The organism is Streptomyces sp. NPDC043952, assembly GCF_056435325.1.
Genome location: NZ_JBWKES010000045.1, coordinates 1 through 17,177 on the forward strand (window position 1 = coordinate 1; position 17,177 = coordinate 17,177).

Genomic DNA, 17,177 nt, shown 5'->3' on the forward strand with positions numbered 1-17,177 from the left:
CCCGCGGAGCGGGTCCCCTTCGGGCTGCGCCCGAAGTAAGCGAACCCCCGCGCTGCGCGCGGGGGTTGCGCTCCCGCTCCGCGGGTGCGCTGGCGGTGCGCTGCGCGCACCGCCCAACCTGCCTACTTCGCAGGCAGGTTGATGCTCCGTCCGCTGCGCTCCCGGAGCGGTCGAGGGCTCCGCCCTCGGCCCCGGCCTTCCGCTCCGCTCCAGTCCGGGGTCGGCGGGTCCGCTGCGCTCCCCCGCTCAACAAACGCGCCTGGAGGGGGTGAGCCGGTCGCTGGGTCAGGCTGGCTGGGAAGGTGGAGGGCGACTGGCGGATGACGGCCGGAATGGTTGCCGCCTGAAGGCCCTTCTTGGCTTTGCTTCAAAGCGAGATATGGATTGAAACTGGATTCGGGCCCCCTCGGCGGTACGTGCCGCACCCCCAGCGGCCGGCCACTGCAACAACTGCGCAGTACCCGATGAACCTGCGCAGTGTTCCGCGATGGCGGGGAGGCTCGGGCCCCGCATGCGGGCTGATGTGCGGTCATACCAAGGCCGTGGCCGCTCCGTTGGTGCATCGGAAGCTTTTCACCCAGTACGTCGAACTGCACAACCCAAGGACACGAACATGACCACTGCTCAGATTCACCGACCGACGACACCCGGCTGTCGGGGGCAGGGCCGTCAGAAAAAACATCCCCTCACTCCGAATACTACGCATAGAAGCTTGAATTACCCATAGTTACTGGTTACCCTGGGAGCGATAAAAGAGGAGGACACAATGAAGCTGACTGTCTTTCAGTTCGAAGGAGCCCCCGAGGAACTGGACGCCTCCGAGCTCCTGCGGAAGCTGACAGGCCAGAGCCTCGGCACCGTTTCGGTGGCGGTGAACGCCGACCGGGGCATCGCGCCGTCGATCCACATTCCCGGCGTGGCCGAGGAGGGCCAGGAGACGGTACGCAAGCTGCTGGGCCGCAGCCCGGCCCCTGAGCTGTTTGTCCGGTTCCTCGAGGAGACGACCCGCTGGGACAACGTGGTCGTCCACGGCATCAAGCGCAAGAGCGCCCAGCCCGGAGCACCCCTGGACTACAGCCGCTACCTGCGCCTGCGCAAACAGGGATCGCAGTTCGGGGGCTTCGCCTACGTGTACCCCGAGTTCAGCAGCATCAACCTCCGCCTCAACCACACCGACGAACAGCTCCAGAGCCTGGGCATCACCACCGCCCGCACACTCCACACCGGGCACCGGGAATACCGCGTCAGCATCGACCTCACCGACGGCGAACCCAGCCTGACCGACGCACTGAAGCTCGCCGAACTCGCCTACAACGCCACCTGACCCAGCCACCCCCGAACACCGCACGGCACGAACAGGAAAGCCCGGCGCGAAACTCCGCCCCCACCAGCGAGAAGCCGTGGACGCGGTGCCGCGCGCCCTCGAACTGCCCGCAAGATCCGTCATGCCCCTGCGAGGACTACACACCCAGGTCATCATGGCCACCGGATCGGGCAAGAACCTCGTGACCGCCCGCAACGCCCAAGAACTCCGGGCAGAACGCGTACTCCGGCCTGGCAACGGTGTTTGAACGGGGCAGTGGGACGCGTCACACGGGGGTGGGGCCTGGAACGCGCCGGAGGGAGCGGACACCCCCTCGCCCCCGCGCTCCGACCCGACGGTCTTGACCTCAGGCCCCCCGTCGACGCAGCGTTCACGAAAACGATGGCGTACCGGCGTGGACGTAGACATCGCCCTTGGCGATGTCGTCGACCTCCTCGGCCGGTACCGCGGAGAAGCCGGCCAACCTCAGGATCCCGATCAACGCCCTCCGCATGAGGAGAACGACCTCGGCATGATGTCTCCATTCCGGCGCCGCCGGGTCCTGCCGTTCTGTCACCGCCTCTATCCCGGCCTCTGCCAGATCCGGTGCGCTCCAGCGAACATAGAGGCCACCGGCGTGATCACCCTGGCTGTCGTCAACTTCCACCCGAGCACCGGGCTGTTTCGTCACTTCCGGAAACATGACGTACGCGGGAATACCGGCACGGTGCAGTTCCCGGCAGACTCGGTCTGCGAGTTCATTCCCGGCGGCGACGTTTTCCCCTGAGGTGAATGAATGACCGTGCGCCTCAGCACCGGCTCGATTCTCGGGATCTCTGTACATCAACGGGGCATCTCCTGCTTCCCTCGCCGGCCGTCATTGCCTTGCGTGTCCACACGCGCAAGAGAAGCGCCGGAAGTGTTTACGACGCCCCCCTTTCTGCGTCGCTCAGACTGGGTCAATTGACTGGAACGGACCGGACTTTCCGCGCTCGAACGTGTCGAGCAAGTACTCCAGCATCGAACAACGATGCTCTGAAGGGAAGTCGGGTCTCCGTTGCATCGTGCAGTCAGCCGCGAGCGCGGCGGCCGAAAGGCGTGGTTGCCGTGGACCCGGCGGACCGCGTCCTCCAGGCACTTCATCGTCCGCCGCTCGCCCTCGCACTCCTGTTACACCTTGCGCCCCGCCCGGCTACTCGGGCTGGGGGCGTAACGCATGGACCCGGTGCGGTTCTCACCACCGGTACGCGGACTCTCGGCGGGGGCGGAAAGGTGCGGAATCGGACCTTCAAGGCCGGAAGGCCGTCACCCGGTACGAGGGCTCCGAGTTCGGCTGGCAGTACTTCACCGGCCGCCACAACATCAAGAGGTGCGGGACGATCGCGGCCATCGTCAACGAACACCCCGAGAGCGATGACCAGCACGGGCGGCTGCTGTACGGCCGGGTAGAGTTCGAGACCGGCGTGCCCGGCCCAGAATGGTGAACACCCGGGCGAACCTGCCTGCGATGCGGTCCATCAGGCCCTCGAACGCTTCCTGCCAGTGGTCAGCGTCTACGAGTGCCAGCAGGATGAAAAGGCTCGTCGAAGGAGACGCCGTGCTGGGATTGCTGGGCTTCTACGACGAACTGGACTACCCCTGCGGCCAGTCGAACGGATCGATTCGCGATACCGTCCAGCCCGTCGGCGAGCCGGATGAGATGGGCCTACAACGTCGACCGGCCGGCAGCCGCCGGCGCTGCCCGCTGCTGAACACGATGTCAGGGTGCGGGCCGAGGCGAAAGGGCGGATACCCATGGAGGAACAGACACCAGCCGAGCGGGCACTGAGCCGTTCGTACGTCACCGCTGACGGACTCCGGTTCGAGGTCATCAGAATGACCGTCGAGCACCATCCTGACCGCAGCGCGACGTTGAGGTACTGGCTGACTGTGCGCCGCCAGGACCACCCGGATGAACGTTGGGTCGTCACCCTCCCCTGGGAGGACAAGTCCTGGGCGGATGTGCTCGCCTCACCCGCGCCTCCTCCCGACCGGCTGCTGCAGCTCGTGCACCTCGTCCACGCCCATCTGGAAGAGTGGTGGGACACGAAGGGACACAACCGGCAGTCGGCAAAGATGGGACGGCGACTTACCTGACCCGTCCCGCCCACGCAGCACCGCTCCTTCCTCCAGCGAAGTCGCATGCCCGGCGCTCTGCGGCTCGAAGCCCCCACGGGCGGCCCATGTCATGGCCCGCCCGTGGGGCCACGACGCGTGGCCCGCATACCCGGCGCGGCGCGATCAGCCGAGGTAGGTCAGCTACAGCACGGTGATCGTCTTGGACACACGACCCAGGAACAGGACGGCGTAGGCATGGTCGGTGACGAGCAGACGAGAAGGCCGCCGGCTGATCGGCATCCGTGCCAGAGGCGCCGAACCGGCGCATGTCTGACTGCCCATCCGCTTGGCCAGTCGATCCCTACCGAGCCACCGTGGATTCCCGGTCGGCTCCCAGATCAATGCGCATAGCATCACGAAGTCGAGTGAGCGCAGCCTCATACTCAGCGCGGCCGCCCGAGCCGCCCAGCAGGCCCGGCAAGAGGCCGTAGAGCTGCGCGCCAATGCCCGCGACCGCGAACGGCCGCCGAGTAACTCCAGGCCGAGCAGCAGCCGCGCCAGCAGATCAGCACGCAGACCCCCATGCAGTTCGCGGCAGGGGGGCGGCCCGGCGACGCCGCGCTGCAGCAGGAGCGGCGGCACAGCGCCCTGCACGCCCGTCAGGCCCCGGAACAGGCACAGCGCTATCGAACTACCCCCGCGCATGCGGGGACGACCTGGTCAGGGTGTGGCGCAGGGTCGCCCCGGCGGAGCTACCCCCGCAGGCGCGGGGACGACTGGCTGGGCATCGACTACGGCATGACGAACCCTGAGCTATCCCCGCGGGCGCGGGGACGACCTGCCCGACGAGAAGGCTACGACCTGCGCCAGCTTCCTACGACGAGCGGTCGCCTGGTTCGCCGAATGCGGCGTGACCGTCGAGCGGGTCCTGACCGACAACGCCTGGGCCTACACCAAGAACACCCGGCGCGACACCTGCCGCGAGCTGGGCAACAGTCCCCGCTGGACCAGGCCCTGGCGCCCGCAGACCAACGGCAAGGTCGAACGCTTCCACCGCACCCTGCTCTACGAATGGGCCTACCAGAGGGCCCTACACCTCAGAAGCCGAGAGACAGGCCGCGTTTCCCGACTGGCTCGACTGGTACAACTACCACCGACCCCACACCGGCATCAGCGGCCAACCACCCGCCAGCCGCGTCACCAACCTCTCCGAACAGCACACCTAGGGTGTGTCGTGAAAGTGGGGAGGGGGCTCGCTGCGTCCACGAAATTGTTTGACGGCTACGGACGTTGATCACATCATGACTCAAGGACCAGCGCCTCGCCCACTCTCCGACGAAGCCCTCTCCAACCTGCTTGGCAACCAGCAGTTCGGCACGCTCGCCACCGTCAAGCGCAGTGGCCATCCTCACCTGACCACCATGCTGTACAGCTGGGACTCCGAGGCCCGCATCGTGCGGTTCTCAACGACGGTCGACCGCATCAAGGTCGGGCACCTGCGGCGCGACCCGCGTGCCTCACTGCATGTGCAGGGCGGCGACGTGTGGTCGTTCGCCGTGGCCGAAGGCGAGGCCGAAGTCTCGGAGATCACGACGGTTCCTGGTGATGCGGTTGGTCGGGAACTGCTCGGAATGATCCCACAGGCCGCAAAGCCGGAGAATGAAGACGCGTTTCTGGAGCAGTTGGTTGCCGAGCACCGAGTGGTCATTCGGTTGAAGGTGGACCGGCTGTATGGAACAGCACTCGACATCAACGGCTAGGACGATCAGGTCCGTGCTGGTCGTAGCCACTCGTTGATGGCTACGACCAGCACGGTCGCGTGATAGCAGACGGCGAGCGGCGTCCGACAGTTCATGGCGACGTAACACGACACCGTGATCCACCAGCGGTGATCATTTGAAGTCACCCCCTAGGGCTGCCAGACCTCGTCGACCGACGACCAGCGCTGGTCGTCGTAGGAGACGAGGCCCGCCCGCTGGAGGGCGGTGAGGGCCTCGGTGATCTGGGCCGGGGCGGTATCGAGGCGGGCGGCGAGGCCCTCGGCGGTGTCGGGGTTCAGGACGAGCGCGCTGTGGACGGTGCGGCGGGTGGCGTCGGCCAGCGCCGCGAGGATCGGCTGCCGCGGTGCTGCGCCGAGCCGGGGCACCCCGACCGAGGGTGTCTCCCCGAGTGCCTGGAGCTCCTCGGTGAACGGAACGCCCCGGTCGCGCTCCCACGCGGCGTGCTTGCGCAGCAGCAGCAGGCCCGTCTGCCGGTGCTTGTGCGGCTCGCTCAGGGTGAGGACGTCGAACTCGCCCTGCGGCACCGCCACTTGGCGACGCAGATCCTGCACCAGGGGTGTGGGGACGACCCGGCACGCCGTCCGTCCGTCCCGGGTCTCGGCCGTCGTGGCGAGATACGGCTCGTGCAGCACGACCGTGCCGCCCGGGGCCAGGCGGGGCCACAGCGCCGCGAGGAACCCAGCGTCGTCGGCCTGCGTCCCCGCGTCCAGCCACACCAGGTCCAGCGGCCCCCAGGCGTCGAGCTCCTGCTCGGTGAGGTCGAAGAAGTCCCGCTGGACGAAGGTGAGCAGGGAGTCGAGGCCCAGCGCGCGGGCCGCGTCGTTCACCTGGTGCGCGGACGTCCCGGCCACGGAGATGTCGTCGACGACGAGGAGCCGGGGCGCGTAGTCGCCGAGCGCGGAGCGCGGGTGCAGGACGGAGGCCCGCTCGTCGTCCGACACCGCACCGCCGATCAGCCGCCGGTCCGCGGCGGCCTCCTCCTGGGCGTCGCGCAGTCCGAGCAGCAGGTGCAGCGTCGAGGAACCGGCGCCCACCTCGACCACCGTGCGCGGCCGTGTCATCCTGGTCACCGCCCGCAGCACGGGTCCGGCGTTCTCCGTTCCCATTCCGGGCCGGGTGAGCCCCCGCACCGCCTCGTCGGCCGACACGTCCACGCGTATGTCCCCTCTCGTCCCTCGCATCGTCACCGGGCGCCCGTCAGGCGACGGCCCGCAGCATCCCCGCCGACAGCAACCGGTCGGCCACGTCGCGGAGTCGGTCGGGAACGTCGTCGCTGGCGACACCGGGCCCGGTACCCGCCAACTGCCACAGGGCGAGCGCCGCCGTGCCCACCCGGAGGAAGTTGCCCGTCGGGGTGTGCGCCAGGACGCCGTCCCCGGCGTCCGTCACCCAGGCCTCCCGCACCAGTGCCCGGGGCGCGTCGTTCGGCGCCGCCGGGGCGCCGGTCAGCAGGCCAAGGCGGAGCAGGCCCACGAGCAGGTGGTCGACGGCCGCGTCCGCCCCGCCCCACGCCGCGCGCAGCTCGGCGACGGAGGAGCCGTCACCCAGCAACTCGCCGACAGGCACGGGCAGTTCGGCGAAGGCGGCCGGTCGCGCGCAGGACAGTACGGCCACCGGTCCGCCCGCACCCAGGAACGGGACGGGAGTGCGGCTGAGCCGGGCCGTCCGCGCCGGTGCGAGGACGGTGTCCGGCGGCAGCACACGAGGCCAGACTCCGCGGTCCAGGACCCGGGGCTCGGGCGGCGGTGCAAGGCGGACCACCGGTTCGTCGGGGTGCGGGGTCCAGGCCAGTTCCCAGGCGAGCGGGAGCGAGGCTCCCGTCTGCGCGCAGAACCGGGGCACGACCGGGTCGAGCACGAGGGGGCGTTCACTCATGACGTCCTGCCTCCTTCCAGAACCGGCGCCGCGGCCACCGGCGCGGCTCCCACCGCCCGCAGCCCTCCGCACAGTCCGGCCAGGGTGGCGATCACCCCGCCGGCCAGGATGCCCCAGCGGGCCCAGTCGGCCGGGGCGAGTCCGGCCAGCGCGAAGCCGACCGCCACGGCGCTCTGCAGCGTCGCCCCGTACGCGGCGCCCACCCGGCCCCGTACCTCGGGCGGGCAGTGGGCCATCACATGGGTGCGCAGCGCCACGTTCTGCACGGCGTTGGCCATGCCGCCGCCCAGGAAGGCCGCCAGCATGACGGGGATGACGGGGAACGCGCCGGTCACCAGATAGCTGACGCCGATGGCGGTGGCCGCGGCGACGGCGACCCGGGCGGTGGGCCTGCGACCGAGCGGGCCGCGCAGCAGGCACGGGCCGAGGACGAGGCCCACGCTCCAGGTGGCGAGGAGCGTCCCGTAGACGGCGGTGCCGCCGGGGATGTCGTGGGCGAAGAACGGCAGCAGCACATTGGCCACCGAGGTCGCCGCGATCGTGATCACGACCGTGCCGAGGGTGATCCGGCGCCCCGCCCACAGCAGCGACAGGCCGACTTTCAGGCCGCCCTCGGGCCGCTCCGCCGCCTCCTGCGGCGCGGGTCCGCCGCTGCGCGGAGCCGCCGCCAGCCAGGCGCTGATCACCGGGATCGCCAGCAGCGCGAAGGCGAAGGTGGCCGCGTCGACACAGAGCGCGAGGCCGGTGCCGCCGTGTGCCGTCAACAGGCCCACGAGCAAGGGGCCGGCGATGTATCCGGCGTTGCGCACCGACTCCATGAGCCCGTTCATCCGCAGCTGTGCGTCGGCCTGCGGGTACAGCTGCGGCACGAGGGTCATCACACAGGTCTGGGCGACGGCCCCGAGCACACCGAGCAGCAGCATCGTGGCGATGAGCAGCAGTGCCCCGTCCGCGACGGCGGCCGCACCCGCCGCGATCACGCACTCCAGGGCCAGGGCGGTCGCGAGGACGCCGTCCAGCCGGAACCGGTCGCAGATCCGGCCGATGGGACCGCCCAGCGCGATGCCGGGCACCAGACCGGCCAGCATCTGTGCCGACACTACCGACGTCAGTCCCGTGCGGTCGGCCCCGCGCAGGGCGAGCGCCACCATCGCGACCTCGTCGCCCACGGTGCTCACCAGCAGGGCGGCGACCACCAGGAGCGCCGCGGGCCTGCTCGCTCGGATCGCGGTCACCGGCCCTGTGCCTCCTCGGCCTCGACGGCCCGCCACGCCGACAGCCTGAGCAGCACGGCGTGCAGCAGCGGTACGGCTTCGGGGTCCGCCGCGCGCTCCCAGTCGGCGAGATCGAGGGTGTCCCCGTCGGCAAGTGCGGTCACGGCCGCGGCGACCTGCGGATGCGCGGCGACCTTCAGGGTGTGCCCCTGGGCGGCGACGGCGTGCCGCCCGTCAGCGAGCAGCCGCTGGCGCACCTCGGCCTCCGGACGGGTGCGCACCCGGGCCCGGCGGGGCACCGGGACGAGCGGATCGGCGGGCCTGCCGACCCCGAGGCCGCCGGAGGTCACCGCGGTCATGTGCTGCTCCCAGACGACGTCTGCGATCTCGGCGCCGCTCAGCCCGTCGAGCGTGGCCAGTGCGGCGGCGGCCTGCGCCGGGATGCCGTCCGCGACGACCGGGGCCTCGCCCGCCGCACGAGCCCGGCCGAGCAGGGTGCCGACCGCGTCGACGACGAGCGCGGCCGGGTCGCTGCGGGTGAAGAAGGCGATGTTGACGTTGACGGCCACGGCGTCCGGGGCCTCGCCGACGTGCAGCTGCTCGGAGGGGAAGTACGTCAACGCGCCTGGCACACCGACCAGTTCGTCGGCGAGGCCGCGGGCCGCGGCGTAGTCGGCGGTGTGCTGGGGGACCCGGTCCGCCAGCTCCGGCGGCCAGGTCAGCAGGAGCTTGCGGCCGCGCAGGGTGAAGCCGAAGTTCCCGGCGTGGTCCACGTGCACCCCCACGTTGGTGGAGGTGTAGCGGCCGATGAAGGTGTCGATGTCGACGCGTCCGGCGACCCGGCTGCCCGTGTACCGGTGGACGTCGTCGGCCAACTTCTTGGCCCGGTCCCACAGCGCCGCGTCGACGGCGTGCAGTCCGGAGACGGCGACGCTCCACTCGTGCTCGCGCATCCGCGCGTCGACGCGGGCGAGGTAGGCGTCCAGGTCGTGGTCGTGGGGCAGCGGCAGGAACGGCCGGGTGTCGATGGGCTGGGTCCGGCCGTCGACCGTCACCACGACCCGGGGCAGGCCCGAGCCCTTGACCCGGTTGGCGGGGTCGGCGGCCAGCGTCAGGGCGCGGACCAACTGCTCCTCTGTGAGCCCGAGTTGGACCGGCGACGAGGGCAGCGTCAGCGGGGCGCGCTCCCAGTGGCGGGAGGCGAAGTCCTTCCAGAATCGGTCCAGTCTGGCGTCCGTCGCGGGGGCCGGGTGGGGCACAGCAACTCCTGTCGTCAGGCCGCGACGCGCGGCAGTTCGAGAAGCCCGGGTGCGAGCGCTGCGGAGGCGATCACCCGGTGTTCGGCGAGGTTCTGCAGGAGCAGCCGCCGCTGCCGCTCGGGCAGCCGGGACCGCTCCGCCAGCTCGGCGTCGGTCGCGCCGTCGGCGGCGAGCAGCCACAGCAGCCGTCCGGCGGCGCTCACCCTGACGGCCCGGCCGGTTTCCGGGGAGACGAGCAGACAGCTGCCATCGGTCCGGGAATCCCGTACGAGATGGGGCTGCGCGGCGTACCATACGCAGGCCAACTCCTCGGTGGAGAAGCGCTGTTCGACACTGAGCGCGCCGTGGGAGGTGAGCCGCGCCAGCGTCGCCGCGGCCGCGCGGGGCGAGGGGATGTCACGCCACAGGTCGGCCAGGGCGTGGTCTCGCCCGTCGAGCAGTGGCCGCCATTCTTCCGGTATGTCGAGCAGGGCGTCGCACGACGGCACGTGCAGCAGGACGCCGCGCCCGGTGACCGAGACCCGTCCGCGTACGCCGTCCGCGAGCCGCACCGTGGCGGCCCGCCCCACTTCGGGGCAAGGTGCGGCGGGCACGGCCACCTGCCGGGCCGGCAGCTCCGCCTCGGCGAGCGCCCACAGGAACGACCACTCCTCGGCGTCCCCGATCCACGTCCCCCGGTGGAAGGCGGCGCCGACGACCGGGCCGCCGGGCCCGCCGGAGGTCAGCCGGGCCGCGTCCTGCCGGCTGAGCCCCGCGCTCACCGTGTAGTCGAGGTCGAAGGCCAGATCCTCGCCCTCGTCCGGCGGGATCAGCTCGACGCCGAACAGGTCGGGTCGCTCGCCGACGGGCGACAACACGTCGAGGATGAACGGCCCGTTGGCGGCGGTCGAGTACGGCACGCCGAACTCCTCGACGGACCGTCGCAGCGCCTGAGCGGCGAACTCCTGGGTGCGCAGGGCCTCTTCTTCGGTCTCGCCGGGAAACCCGGTCATGCAGAAGAGGTGTACCGGGACCTTGTTGCCCAGCAGCGCCTGGAGCGACGGCTCGATGTCGTCGACCTTGGTGCCCTTGCGCATCAGGTCGAGCACGCGCTGGTTGTACGACTCCAGGCCGAGGTCAAGGCGACGGCAGCCGGAGCGGCGCAGCGCGGCGGCCAGTTCGTCGTCGAGCCCCTTGCTGAACCGGGTCTCGCCGTACCAGTACAGCTCGTGCCCGCCGTCGTTCAGCTCTCGGGAGACGCCCCGCAGCGACGTCAGCGTCATGATCTCGTCGACGAACATGAAGCTGTCGCTGCCGTGCTTGGCCGCGAGCGCCGCCATATCATGGACGACCTGCTCGGGGCGGCGGATGCGGAACTTGTTGCTGGCGAAGGGGATCGAGCAGAACGCGCAGTCCCAGGCACAGCTGCGCGACGCCTGCAGCGGCAGCACGGGGCCGGGGGCGAAGTAGCGGTCGAGGGGCAGTCCGTCGAAGTCCGGCGTAGGCAGGTCGGAGACGTCGACCATGGCGGCCGGGGTGCGCGACAGGCCGCCGCGCCCGTCCCGTTCCAGGAGCCCGGGCACCGGTCGGTCGTCGCGGCCGGTGATCCGGTCGCACAGCGCGGGCAGCGCATCCTCGCCCTCGTACGACACGAACGAGTCGACGTACGCGAAGAAGGGATGCTCCTCCTGCCAGCGGCTGACCATCCGCGTGGTCAGGTTGCCGCCCATCACCACGTGCACGTCGGGGCGGCGGAGCTTGATGTGCCGGGCGGTGGTGAGGGCCGCGATCAGCTGGGTGTCGGCGGAGACCGAGATACCGGCCACCGCCAGGTCGGGGTCGTCGAGGCCGGGGATCGGGCGCCGCTCCAGCGCCCACGCGTACACGTTGCGGTCCGGCGAACCGGCCGCCAACAGGATGTCGTCGGAGCGCCGGTGCGAGAAGCACGAGAAGTTTCCCCGGAGGTCGAACCTCAGGCCGGGGAAGGAGGCGGAGACACAGGCGAGCCCGTTGCGGACGACGGTGGCGGCGTCGGTGAAAGCGGCCGGATCGGCCAGTACAGCACGGGACTTGAGCGCCGCGCGCGCGGCGTCCAGGCGCCGCACCGTGTCACCGAACACGGTGAGGATCTCTTCGTGCGCCCCGCGCTCGTGCGCGGCGAGGCCGTCCAGGCGGCGCTCCGCCTTCGGCAGCAGCTCCCCGAGGCCTTCGGAGGAGAGCAGCCAGTCCGTCTGCTCGATGCTCAGGTCGAGCGAAGTGACCTGCCAGCCGTGCCGCCGCATGACGGCGGCGAGCAGCGGTACCGCGAGGTGGGGCGCGTACACGTTCCAGATGGGCGGATTGACCAGGAGAATTCGAGGCTGCCGCATATGAGCCCTCGTGAAGTCCGATGCCGGATGGGGTGGGGAGTCGAGCGAGCGTGGCCGTCAGTGCGCGGACAGGTCCCGCGGTGTCAGCTGTCGGTGCCGTCCTGCAGCAGGGCGTACTTGCTGTTGGTGCGCTTCGGGGTGACCGGCTGGGCGGCGGTAGCCTCGTCCGTCTCCGCGAGGGCGGCGAGCTTGTCGGCGTCGAGCTCCTGAGCGGATTCCTCGTGGTTGATGTTCATGCGTACTCCGATCTCCTGACTCGATGGCACGTTGACTTGATGGGGTGGTGCGCTGTGCGATGCACGGCCGCGGCGCACGCCCGACTCCCCGGGCGTCCGGCACGTCACACAGACAACCAACATCGCCTGGAACATCCCTCGGACGACGCTCGAGATCCTTTCGGGGAACCCTCCGGGCCACCGATTCACCCTGCGCACCGAGGGCGGCCCGATCCGGCGGCAGCAACCCGGTCCATGGCCGGGTCGATGGGCCGACGTCGAGCAGCGCTCCATGTGGTGGACGACCGACGAGCCGGGCGTAGTCGCGGTGCGGCAGCGGTGGCGGGTTTGGCGGCTCTCACCTTGGTGCGACTGGTCTCCGACGGCGTGTGCGAGCGGGTGAGTGAATGCCCGCGCCCGCCCAAGGAGTGGATTCCGCACGATGAGGTCGCGGACCGGACCGCGTCCTCGTCGTTCCCCTCCGGGCACACCAGGGCAGCAGTGGCCTTCGCTGGCGCTGTCACCCCCACCTGGCCGCTGGCCGGGGCCGTGTGCGCGGTGCCGGCTGCCCTGGAGGCCGCCGAGCGGGTGAGCGGGTGAGCGGGCTGGGCCGCGCCCTGCCCGACGGTTACCTGCACGAGGCGCGCTGAACGCCGAGGACATCGACCGCCAGATCGACCTGATCGAGCAGGGCGCCGTCGGCCGGTCCACCGCCCCGGCGCGCGAAGCCTCCCTACGCCCTGGGCGGGCACGGCACGAAAGATCACGGCCGCCCTGGACAAGCACCGACGCCGTTGGGGGATCACCCGCTACGTCGTCCGCGAGCCGCACCTGGACGCGGTGGACCGCCTGCGCGCCCACTTCCCAGCAGGCGTGGGCCCGTGGGGACTGCCCAGGCCCTTACAGCTGGATCTCGATCTGTTCGATATCGGTGAATTCCACGCCCAGGCCGTGGGCGCGGGTGTTGTTGGCGCGGAAGTACATCTGGGCGAGGCCGTCGGCGGCGATCTGCTGGAGCTGGGATTCGGTGGCGCCCTGCTCGCGGGCGGTGAACAGTTGGGCGGCGAACTCGGGCGGCAGGGCCTGGAGGATGTCGCGGATGCGGGCGTCGTCGGTGGTGCCCGGCGCCGCGGTGAACCCGAACCGGGCGCGGGTGGAGACGACCAGGCCGTCGCTGGTGGCCGCCCTTCTGCGTGCCCTGGCGCGTACCTGGGGCTGCCAGCGCTTCTTGACCTCGCGCTCCATGCGGTCGCGCAGCTCGCGGCGGGGTCGTTTGAGCTGGCCGGCCACGTACCGTTCCACGGTGCGCTGGGAGATCCCGAGGAGCTGAGCGACGGCCCTGGTGCCCTTGAGCTGCTTGACGAGGTACTTCATCTGCGCCTGGGCGCTCTGCGGGGGGCGGCGGGTGAATGCCGCCTCCAGCGCGCGGTCCAGGCCGTCTCCGATCGAGTCCACCATGGGTTACTCGCCTTCCCCGGCGGTCGGGTCGGTCTTGACGAGGTTGGCGATGTTGAAGACGCCGCCGTGCTCCTCGAATTGCTGCTCCGCCCACAGCACGGTCCGGGTGCCCTGGTGCTTGACCATGCCGGGTGAGACGCCGAGCCGGAACGAGCCCGGCGCGGGCTTGCCTTCGGGCGTGTGCGGCAGGAAGTCCAGCGGGGAGGGGCCGGGTGAGGGGTAGACGAGGGCGTCGGTGCTGATCGCGACGGGGTAGACGCCGGCCGCGGCGGCGGTCTTCATCATCTTGCGGTGCATGCTGATCCGGACGCTCGCCAGGACGGCCGCCCGGATGTCGGGACGCCAGGTGAGGCGTTCCAGGGCCGGCCACGGCTCGTAGTACGGCACCTGGCCGCGGTTGCGCTGCCGCAGTTTGCCGATCCCGCCCTTCGCCGTGGCCTTGATGGCCTTCAGTACGAGGAGCAGGGCCGGGTCGGCGTCCCCGGAGCGGGCCATGGCGTCCAGGAACTCGCTTCCGGCCATGTCGGTGGTGACGCCGAGGTCGGCCATCGTCGTGACGTAGGCGTCACGCAGCCGCTTGTACCAGGGGTCCAGGTAGCGCCCGGTCCGGGTGCGCACGTACGCCTCGATCGGTGCGACGTCGAAGCCCAGTTCCTGCGCGTAGGCGACGGTGGGGGTGGCGTACCAGGCCGGGCCGTCGGGGCGGTCGCCGGTCGGTGTGAACGGCGAGGGCAGCCGGTCGGCGTCGAGGGAGCGGCCGTTGACCTGGACGCGGGAGAGGTCGACGTGGGAGAGGTCGACCAGCCACGAGCCGGGCAGCGCCGGGTCGAACCGGGGGTTGCCGGTCACGTGGGTGGGGCCGTTCAGGCCGACGGTGAGGCCGTTCGCGGCGGCGGCGAAGGCCATGTTGACGTCGATGGCGACCAGGTACGGCTGCATGCACTCGTCGTCGGTCAGCTGCCGGCACCAGTTGTAAGGCTCCTCCATCAGCATCTCGGCCGGGGTGCGCTGGTGGTGCCGGGCGTACCTTCCCCTCAACTTCGGGTGTTCATCGGGGATTTCGCACTCCACCACGTCGTAGAGCCGGGTGAGTGCGTCGTCGTTCAGCGCCGGTTTGAACTCTCCGGTGGCCTCGTCCTTCTCCGCGCGGGTGGGGGGGCGCAGCGCCGTCATCAGCTCCAGGCCGGTGACCGCCGTGGTGCCGCGTGGTGTCATCACCCGGTCCGCGTACGTGCCCAGGAAGCGGGCCAGTTCCGCGGCGTGCATGGTGGGCAGCTGGGGGTCGTTCTTGTTGTCCCACTCGTCGATGGGCAGCGCGCCCCAGGCCGGGATGCACAGCTGCACGCAGCGGCGCCGGGAGCCCTCCGGTTCGCGGAAGACGCGCGCCCACGCGCCGAATCCGCGCCGGGTGAGTTGCTGCCCTGCCTTGGCGATCTGCTTGATCACTTTGTGGTCGGCCGGCAGCCGTCCGGCGCGCCGGTCTTCGGGCGACAGTTCGGCGGGCAGGCCGTAGCGCTCCAGCGCGGCGGAGGTGAGGACGAGGACCGGGTCGGCGTCCTTGCCGTGGCGGTGCAGCCGGGCCTGGCCGAGCTTGGCCTCGGTCAGTGTCCAGTCGACCAGCGCGGGCAGGGTCTTGGCGGGCACGTCCAGGACCAGGCCGCCGACGCAGTACGCCGCCACCTGGCCGTCCTCGTCGACGTCGACCACGGCCAGCGGGCCGTTCTCGAACCGGCTGTCGGTGGCTGCCGTGGTGGCGGGCCCCTTCGCCGCCCCCTTCGCCGCCCCCTTCGCCGCCTTCTTCACGCCGGGGTGCTGGGAGGAGGTGGCCGGCCTCACGGCGGGCGCCGGTCGTACGGCCGAGGTCGGGGCCGTCATCGCGGGCGCCGGGGCGGGAACGGACGCCGCGGCCGGGGTGGGAGCGGGCGCCGGGGCGGGGAACGACTCCGGCTCCGGGGCGGGTGCCTCGTCGGGGGCCGGGAAGCGCTCGGCCAGCTTCTCCAGCAGGCGGGCGTAGGCGGCGCGTTGTGGCGGGCGGGGTTCGTTCCTGCCGGATTCCCAGCTCGCGACCGTTTCCCGGCGGGTCTTCAGCGCGGACGCCACCTGGGCCTGGCTGAGCCCGGCGGCCTCTCGCAGGCGCTTGCGCTCGGCCGGGCTCGGGAGCGCATCCTGGGCGACTTGCTCAAGCAGCGCATCCACCGCGCTGAACAGTTGGTCCTCAGTGGCCACAGGGCTCACCTCCAAGGGACACCCTATCCAAAGCGCTCATTGAATCGGACGAAGTGTCGCCCGTGGATCGCACATGGAGGTGCGGGGGTAAGAGTGAGTGATTACGGCGTAATCACTCAGGGCGGAGGAGAGCAAGTGGGCGGGTGCCTGCGTCGGGTTCCTGCGTCGGGTGATTACGGCGTAATCACCCGAGCACTCCCCCGGCAGGCATCAGGAGCCTGAGTTGGCGTCAGACGAAGAAGGCGTTCATACCGGGAACGTCCGACAGGTAGGTCTCGATGTCGGCGATCCTGCCGTCGCGCAGGCGGCAGACGGTGGTCAGGTACTCGTCGAGGATCGCGTCCGGGCGCCGGGCGGTGTTGTGCAGCGACAGGGCCATGTTCTCGCGGCTTTCCAGGATGTGCAGCAGCTCGAAGGACAGGCCGTACGAGGCGATCTTCTGAGCGCGTTCGACCACGGCGTCCGCGCCGACGACGGTACCGCTGACGGTGTTGTCGCCCGGCAGGGTCCAGGTGGCGTCGTCGTGGAGCAGGGACCGGATGGCCGGCCAGTCGCCGGAGGTGAGTGCGGCGTGGAAGCGCCGGCCGAGGTCGTGGGCGGTGGTGGTCATGGCAGTCCCCTTCGGAGTGCGAGCGATGGCACGGCTGAAGCAGCGCACTAAAGCAGATCGATTTGCTTTAGTGCAGGCTAGCGCTCCTCGACCTCTAAAAGCAATCGGATCTGCGTTAGTCTCGGAGGCGTGAATGCCGAACCCCCCGCCAAGCGTCCCGGCGGCCGCAGCGCCCGCGTCCAGGCGGCCGTCCACCAAGCCGTCACCGACCTGGCCGGTGAACGCGACGTGACCCAGCTGACGATCCCCGCAGTCGCCGAACGCGCCGGGGTCAATCCCACCACCGTCTACCGGCGCTGGGGCACACTCCAGGCCCTGCTCGCCGAGGTGGCCGCCCTGCGCGAATCCGCCGCCCCGCCGTCCTCCAGCGGCGACCTCCGCACCGACCTGGAGACCTACGCGACCCGGACACTGGCCGACCTGACCCGGCCCGGCGGGATCGCCTTCTTCCGGGCAGAGGTCTCCCCCGACATCGACGAGCGCCGCAGCGGCCTGCGGGAATGTCTGCGGCGCGCCACGGCCGGCCTCGACACGATCCTCGAAGCCTCCCGCGATCGGGGCGAGACACCTCCCCCACTGGAGCGACTGCTCGACCAGATCGTCGCCCCGCTCTACTTCCGCACCGTCTTCTCCGTGCCCGACACCGACGAAACCTACGCCCGCGCCCTGGTGGCCGACCTGTTCAGCGGGACCTGGCACCCGGCGATCAAACTCCGCTGAGACAGGTCACCAGGGTGGGCGGGAGCCGACGTCGGGTGATTACGGCGTAATCACCCGACCGGTGAGAGCGC

General features: G+C 70.7%; 15 protein-coding genes and 2 pseudogenes. 7 read left to right on the forward strand and 10 right to left on the reverse strand.

Going from position 1 to position 17,177, the window contains the following annotated elements; all coding sequences use genetic code 11:
• Positions 1–766: 766 nt before the first annotated feature.
• A complete protein-coding gene (locus tag AC069R_RS31005) occupies positions 767–1,324 on the forward strand; it encodes a hypothetical protein (RefSeq protein ID WP_478770048.1) in 558 nt (185 codons plus the stop codon).
• A gap of 61 nt (positions 1,325–1,385) precedes the next feature.
• A pseudogene (locus AC069R_RS31010) lies at positions 1,386–1,571 on the forward strand (hypothetical protein); the annotation flags it as partial.
• 123 nt (positions 1,572–1,694) lie between these two features.
• Here AC069R_RS31010 and AC069R_RS31015 read toward each other — a convergent pair.
• The gene (locus AC069R_RS31015) at positions 1,695–2,147 is read right to left on the reverse strand and encodes a hypothetical protein (protein ID WP_478770049.1); all 453 of its coding nucleotides are present in this window, start codon (positions 2,145–2,147) and stop codon (positions 1,695–1,697) included.
• A 950-nt stretch (positions 2,148–3,097) separates the two neighbouring features.
• Between AC069R_RS31015 and AC069R_RS31020 the strand changes: the two genes are divergently transcribed.
• The 3 genes and pseudogenes from AC069R_RS31020 (at position 3,098) to AC069R_RS31030 (ending at position 5,160) form a co-directional block, all read left to right on the forward strand.
• On the forward strand, positions 3,098–3,439 hold the full coding sequence (locus AC069R_RS31020; RefSeq protein ID WP_478770050.1) for a hypothetical protein: 342 nt from the start codon (positions 3,098–3,100) through the stop codon (positions 3,437–3,439).
• A gap of 799 nt (positions 3,440–4,238) precedes the next feature.
• A pseudogene (locus AC069R_RS31025) lies at positions 4,239–4,626 on the forward strand (integrase core domain-containing protein); the annotation flags it as partial.
• A gap of 75 nt (positions 4,627–4,701) precedes the next feature.
• Positions 4,702–5,160, forward strand: a complete 459-nt coding sequence (locus tag AC069R_RS31030; protein ID WP_478770051.1) for a PPOX class F420-dependent oxidoreductase — start codon at positions 4,702–4,704, stop codon at positions 5,158–5,160.
• 149 nt (positions 5,161–5,309) lie between these two features.
• Here AC069R_RS31030 and AC069R_RS31035 read toward each other — a convergent pair whose 3' ends face one another.
• From AC069R_RS31035 to AC069R_RS31060, 6 genes are all read right to left on the reverse strand, one after another.
• Positions 5,310–6,335, reverse strand: a complete 1,026-nt coding sequence (locus AC069R_RS31035; protein ID WP_478770052.1) for a class I SAM-dependent methyltransferase — start codon at positions 6,333–6,335, stop codon at positions 5,310–5,312.
• Positions 6,336–6,378: 43 nt separating this feature from the next.
• Positions 6,379–7,056, reverse strand: coding sequence for a hypothetical protein (locus AC069R_RS31040; RefSeq protein WP_478770053.1), 678 nt, complete (start codon positions 7,054–7,056; stop codon positions 6,379–6,381).
• Positions 7,053–8,291, reverse strand: a complete 1,239-nt coding sequence (locus AC069R_RS31045; protein WP_478770054.1) for an MFS transporter — start codon at positions 8,289–8,291, stop codon at positions 7,053–7,055. The genes AC069R_RS31040 and AC069R_RS31045 overlap by 4 nt, the downstream gene beginning before the upstream one ends.
• Positions 8,288–9,529, reverse strand: coding sequence for a hypothetical protein (locus AC069R_RS31050; RefSeq protein ID WP_478770055.1), 1,242 nt, complete (start codon positions 9,527–9,529; stop codon positions 8,288–8,290). The genes AC069R_RS31045 and AC069R_RS31050 overlap by 4 nt, the downstream gene beginning before the upstream one ends.
• Before the next feature lie 14 nt (positions 9,530–9,543).
• Positions 9,544–11,877, reverse strand: a complete 2,334-nt coding sequence (locus AC069R_RS31055; protein ID WP_478770056.1) for a B12-binding domain-containing radical SAM protein — start codon at positions 11,875–11,877, stop codon at positions 9,544–9,546.
• Between the two features lie 83 nt (positions 11,878–11,960).
• Positions 11,961–12,113: a hypothetical protein gene (locus AC069R_RS31060; protein ID WP_478770057.1), complete on the reverse strand. Its 153-nt coding sequence runs from the start codon at positions 12,111–12,113 to the stop codon at positions 11,961–11,963.
• A gap of 345 nt (positions 12,114–12,458) precedes the next feature.
• On the opposite strand from AC069R_RS31060, the gene AC069R_RS31065 reads away from it, so the two are divergent.
• A complete protein-coding gene (locus AC069R_RS31065) occupies positions 12,459–12,692 on the forward strand; it encodes a phosphatase PAP2 family protein (RefSeq protein ID WP_478770058.1) in 234 nt (77 codons plus the stop codon).
• Positions 12,693–12,992: 300 nt separating this feature from the next.
• On the opposite strand, the gene tpg is transcribed toward AC069R_RS31065, so the two are convergent.
• From tpg to AC069R_RS31080, 3 genes are all read right to left on the reverse strand, one after another.
• Entirely contained in the window at positions 12,993–13,550 is a 558-nt protein-coding gene (gene tpg / locus AC069R_RS31070) for a telomere-protecting terminal protein Tpg (RefSeq protein WP_478770059.1), read from the reverse strand.
• Between the two features lie 3 nt (positions 13,551–13,553).
• On the reverse strand, positions 13,554–15,776 hold the full coding sequence (gene tap / locus AC069R_RS31075; protein ID WP_478770060.1) for a telomere-associated protein Tap: 2,223 nt from the start codon (positions 15,774–15,776) through the stop codon (positions 13,554–13,556).
• A 229-nt stretch (positions 15,777–16,005) separates the two neighbouring features.
• Positions 16,006–16,386, reverse strand: a complete 381-nt coding sequence (locus tag AC069R_RS31080; protein ID WP_478770061.1) for a nuclear transport factor 2 family protein — start codon at positions 16,384–16,386, stop codon at positions 16,006–16,008.
• 129 nt (positions 16,387–16,515) lie between these two features.
• Here AC069R_RS31080 and AC069R_RS31085 point away from each other — a divergent pair, with 129 nt between their 5' ends.
• Positions 16,516–17,106 (forward strand): TetR/AcrR family transcriptional regulator, encoded by a 591-nt coding sequence (locus AC069R_RS31085; RefSeq protein ID WP_478770062.1) that lies wholly within the window; start codon positions 16,516–16,518, stop codon positions 17,104–17,106.
• Positions 17,107–17,177: the final 71 nt, after the last annotated feature.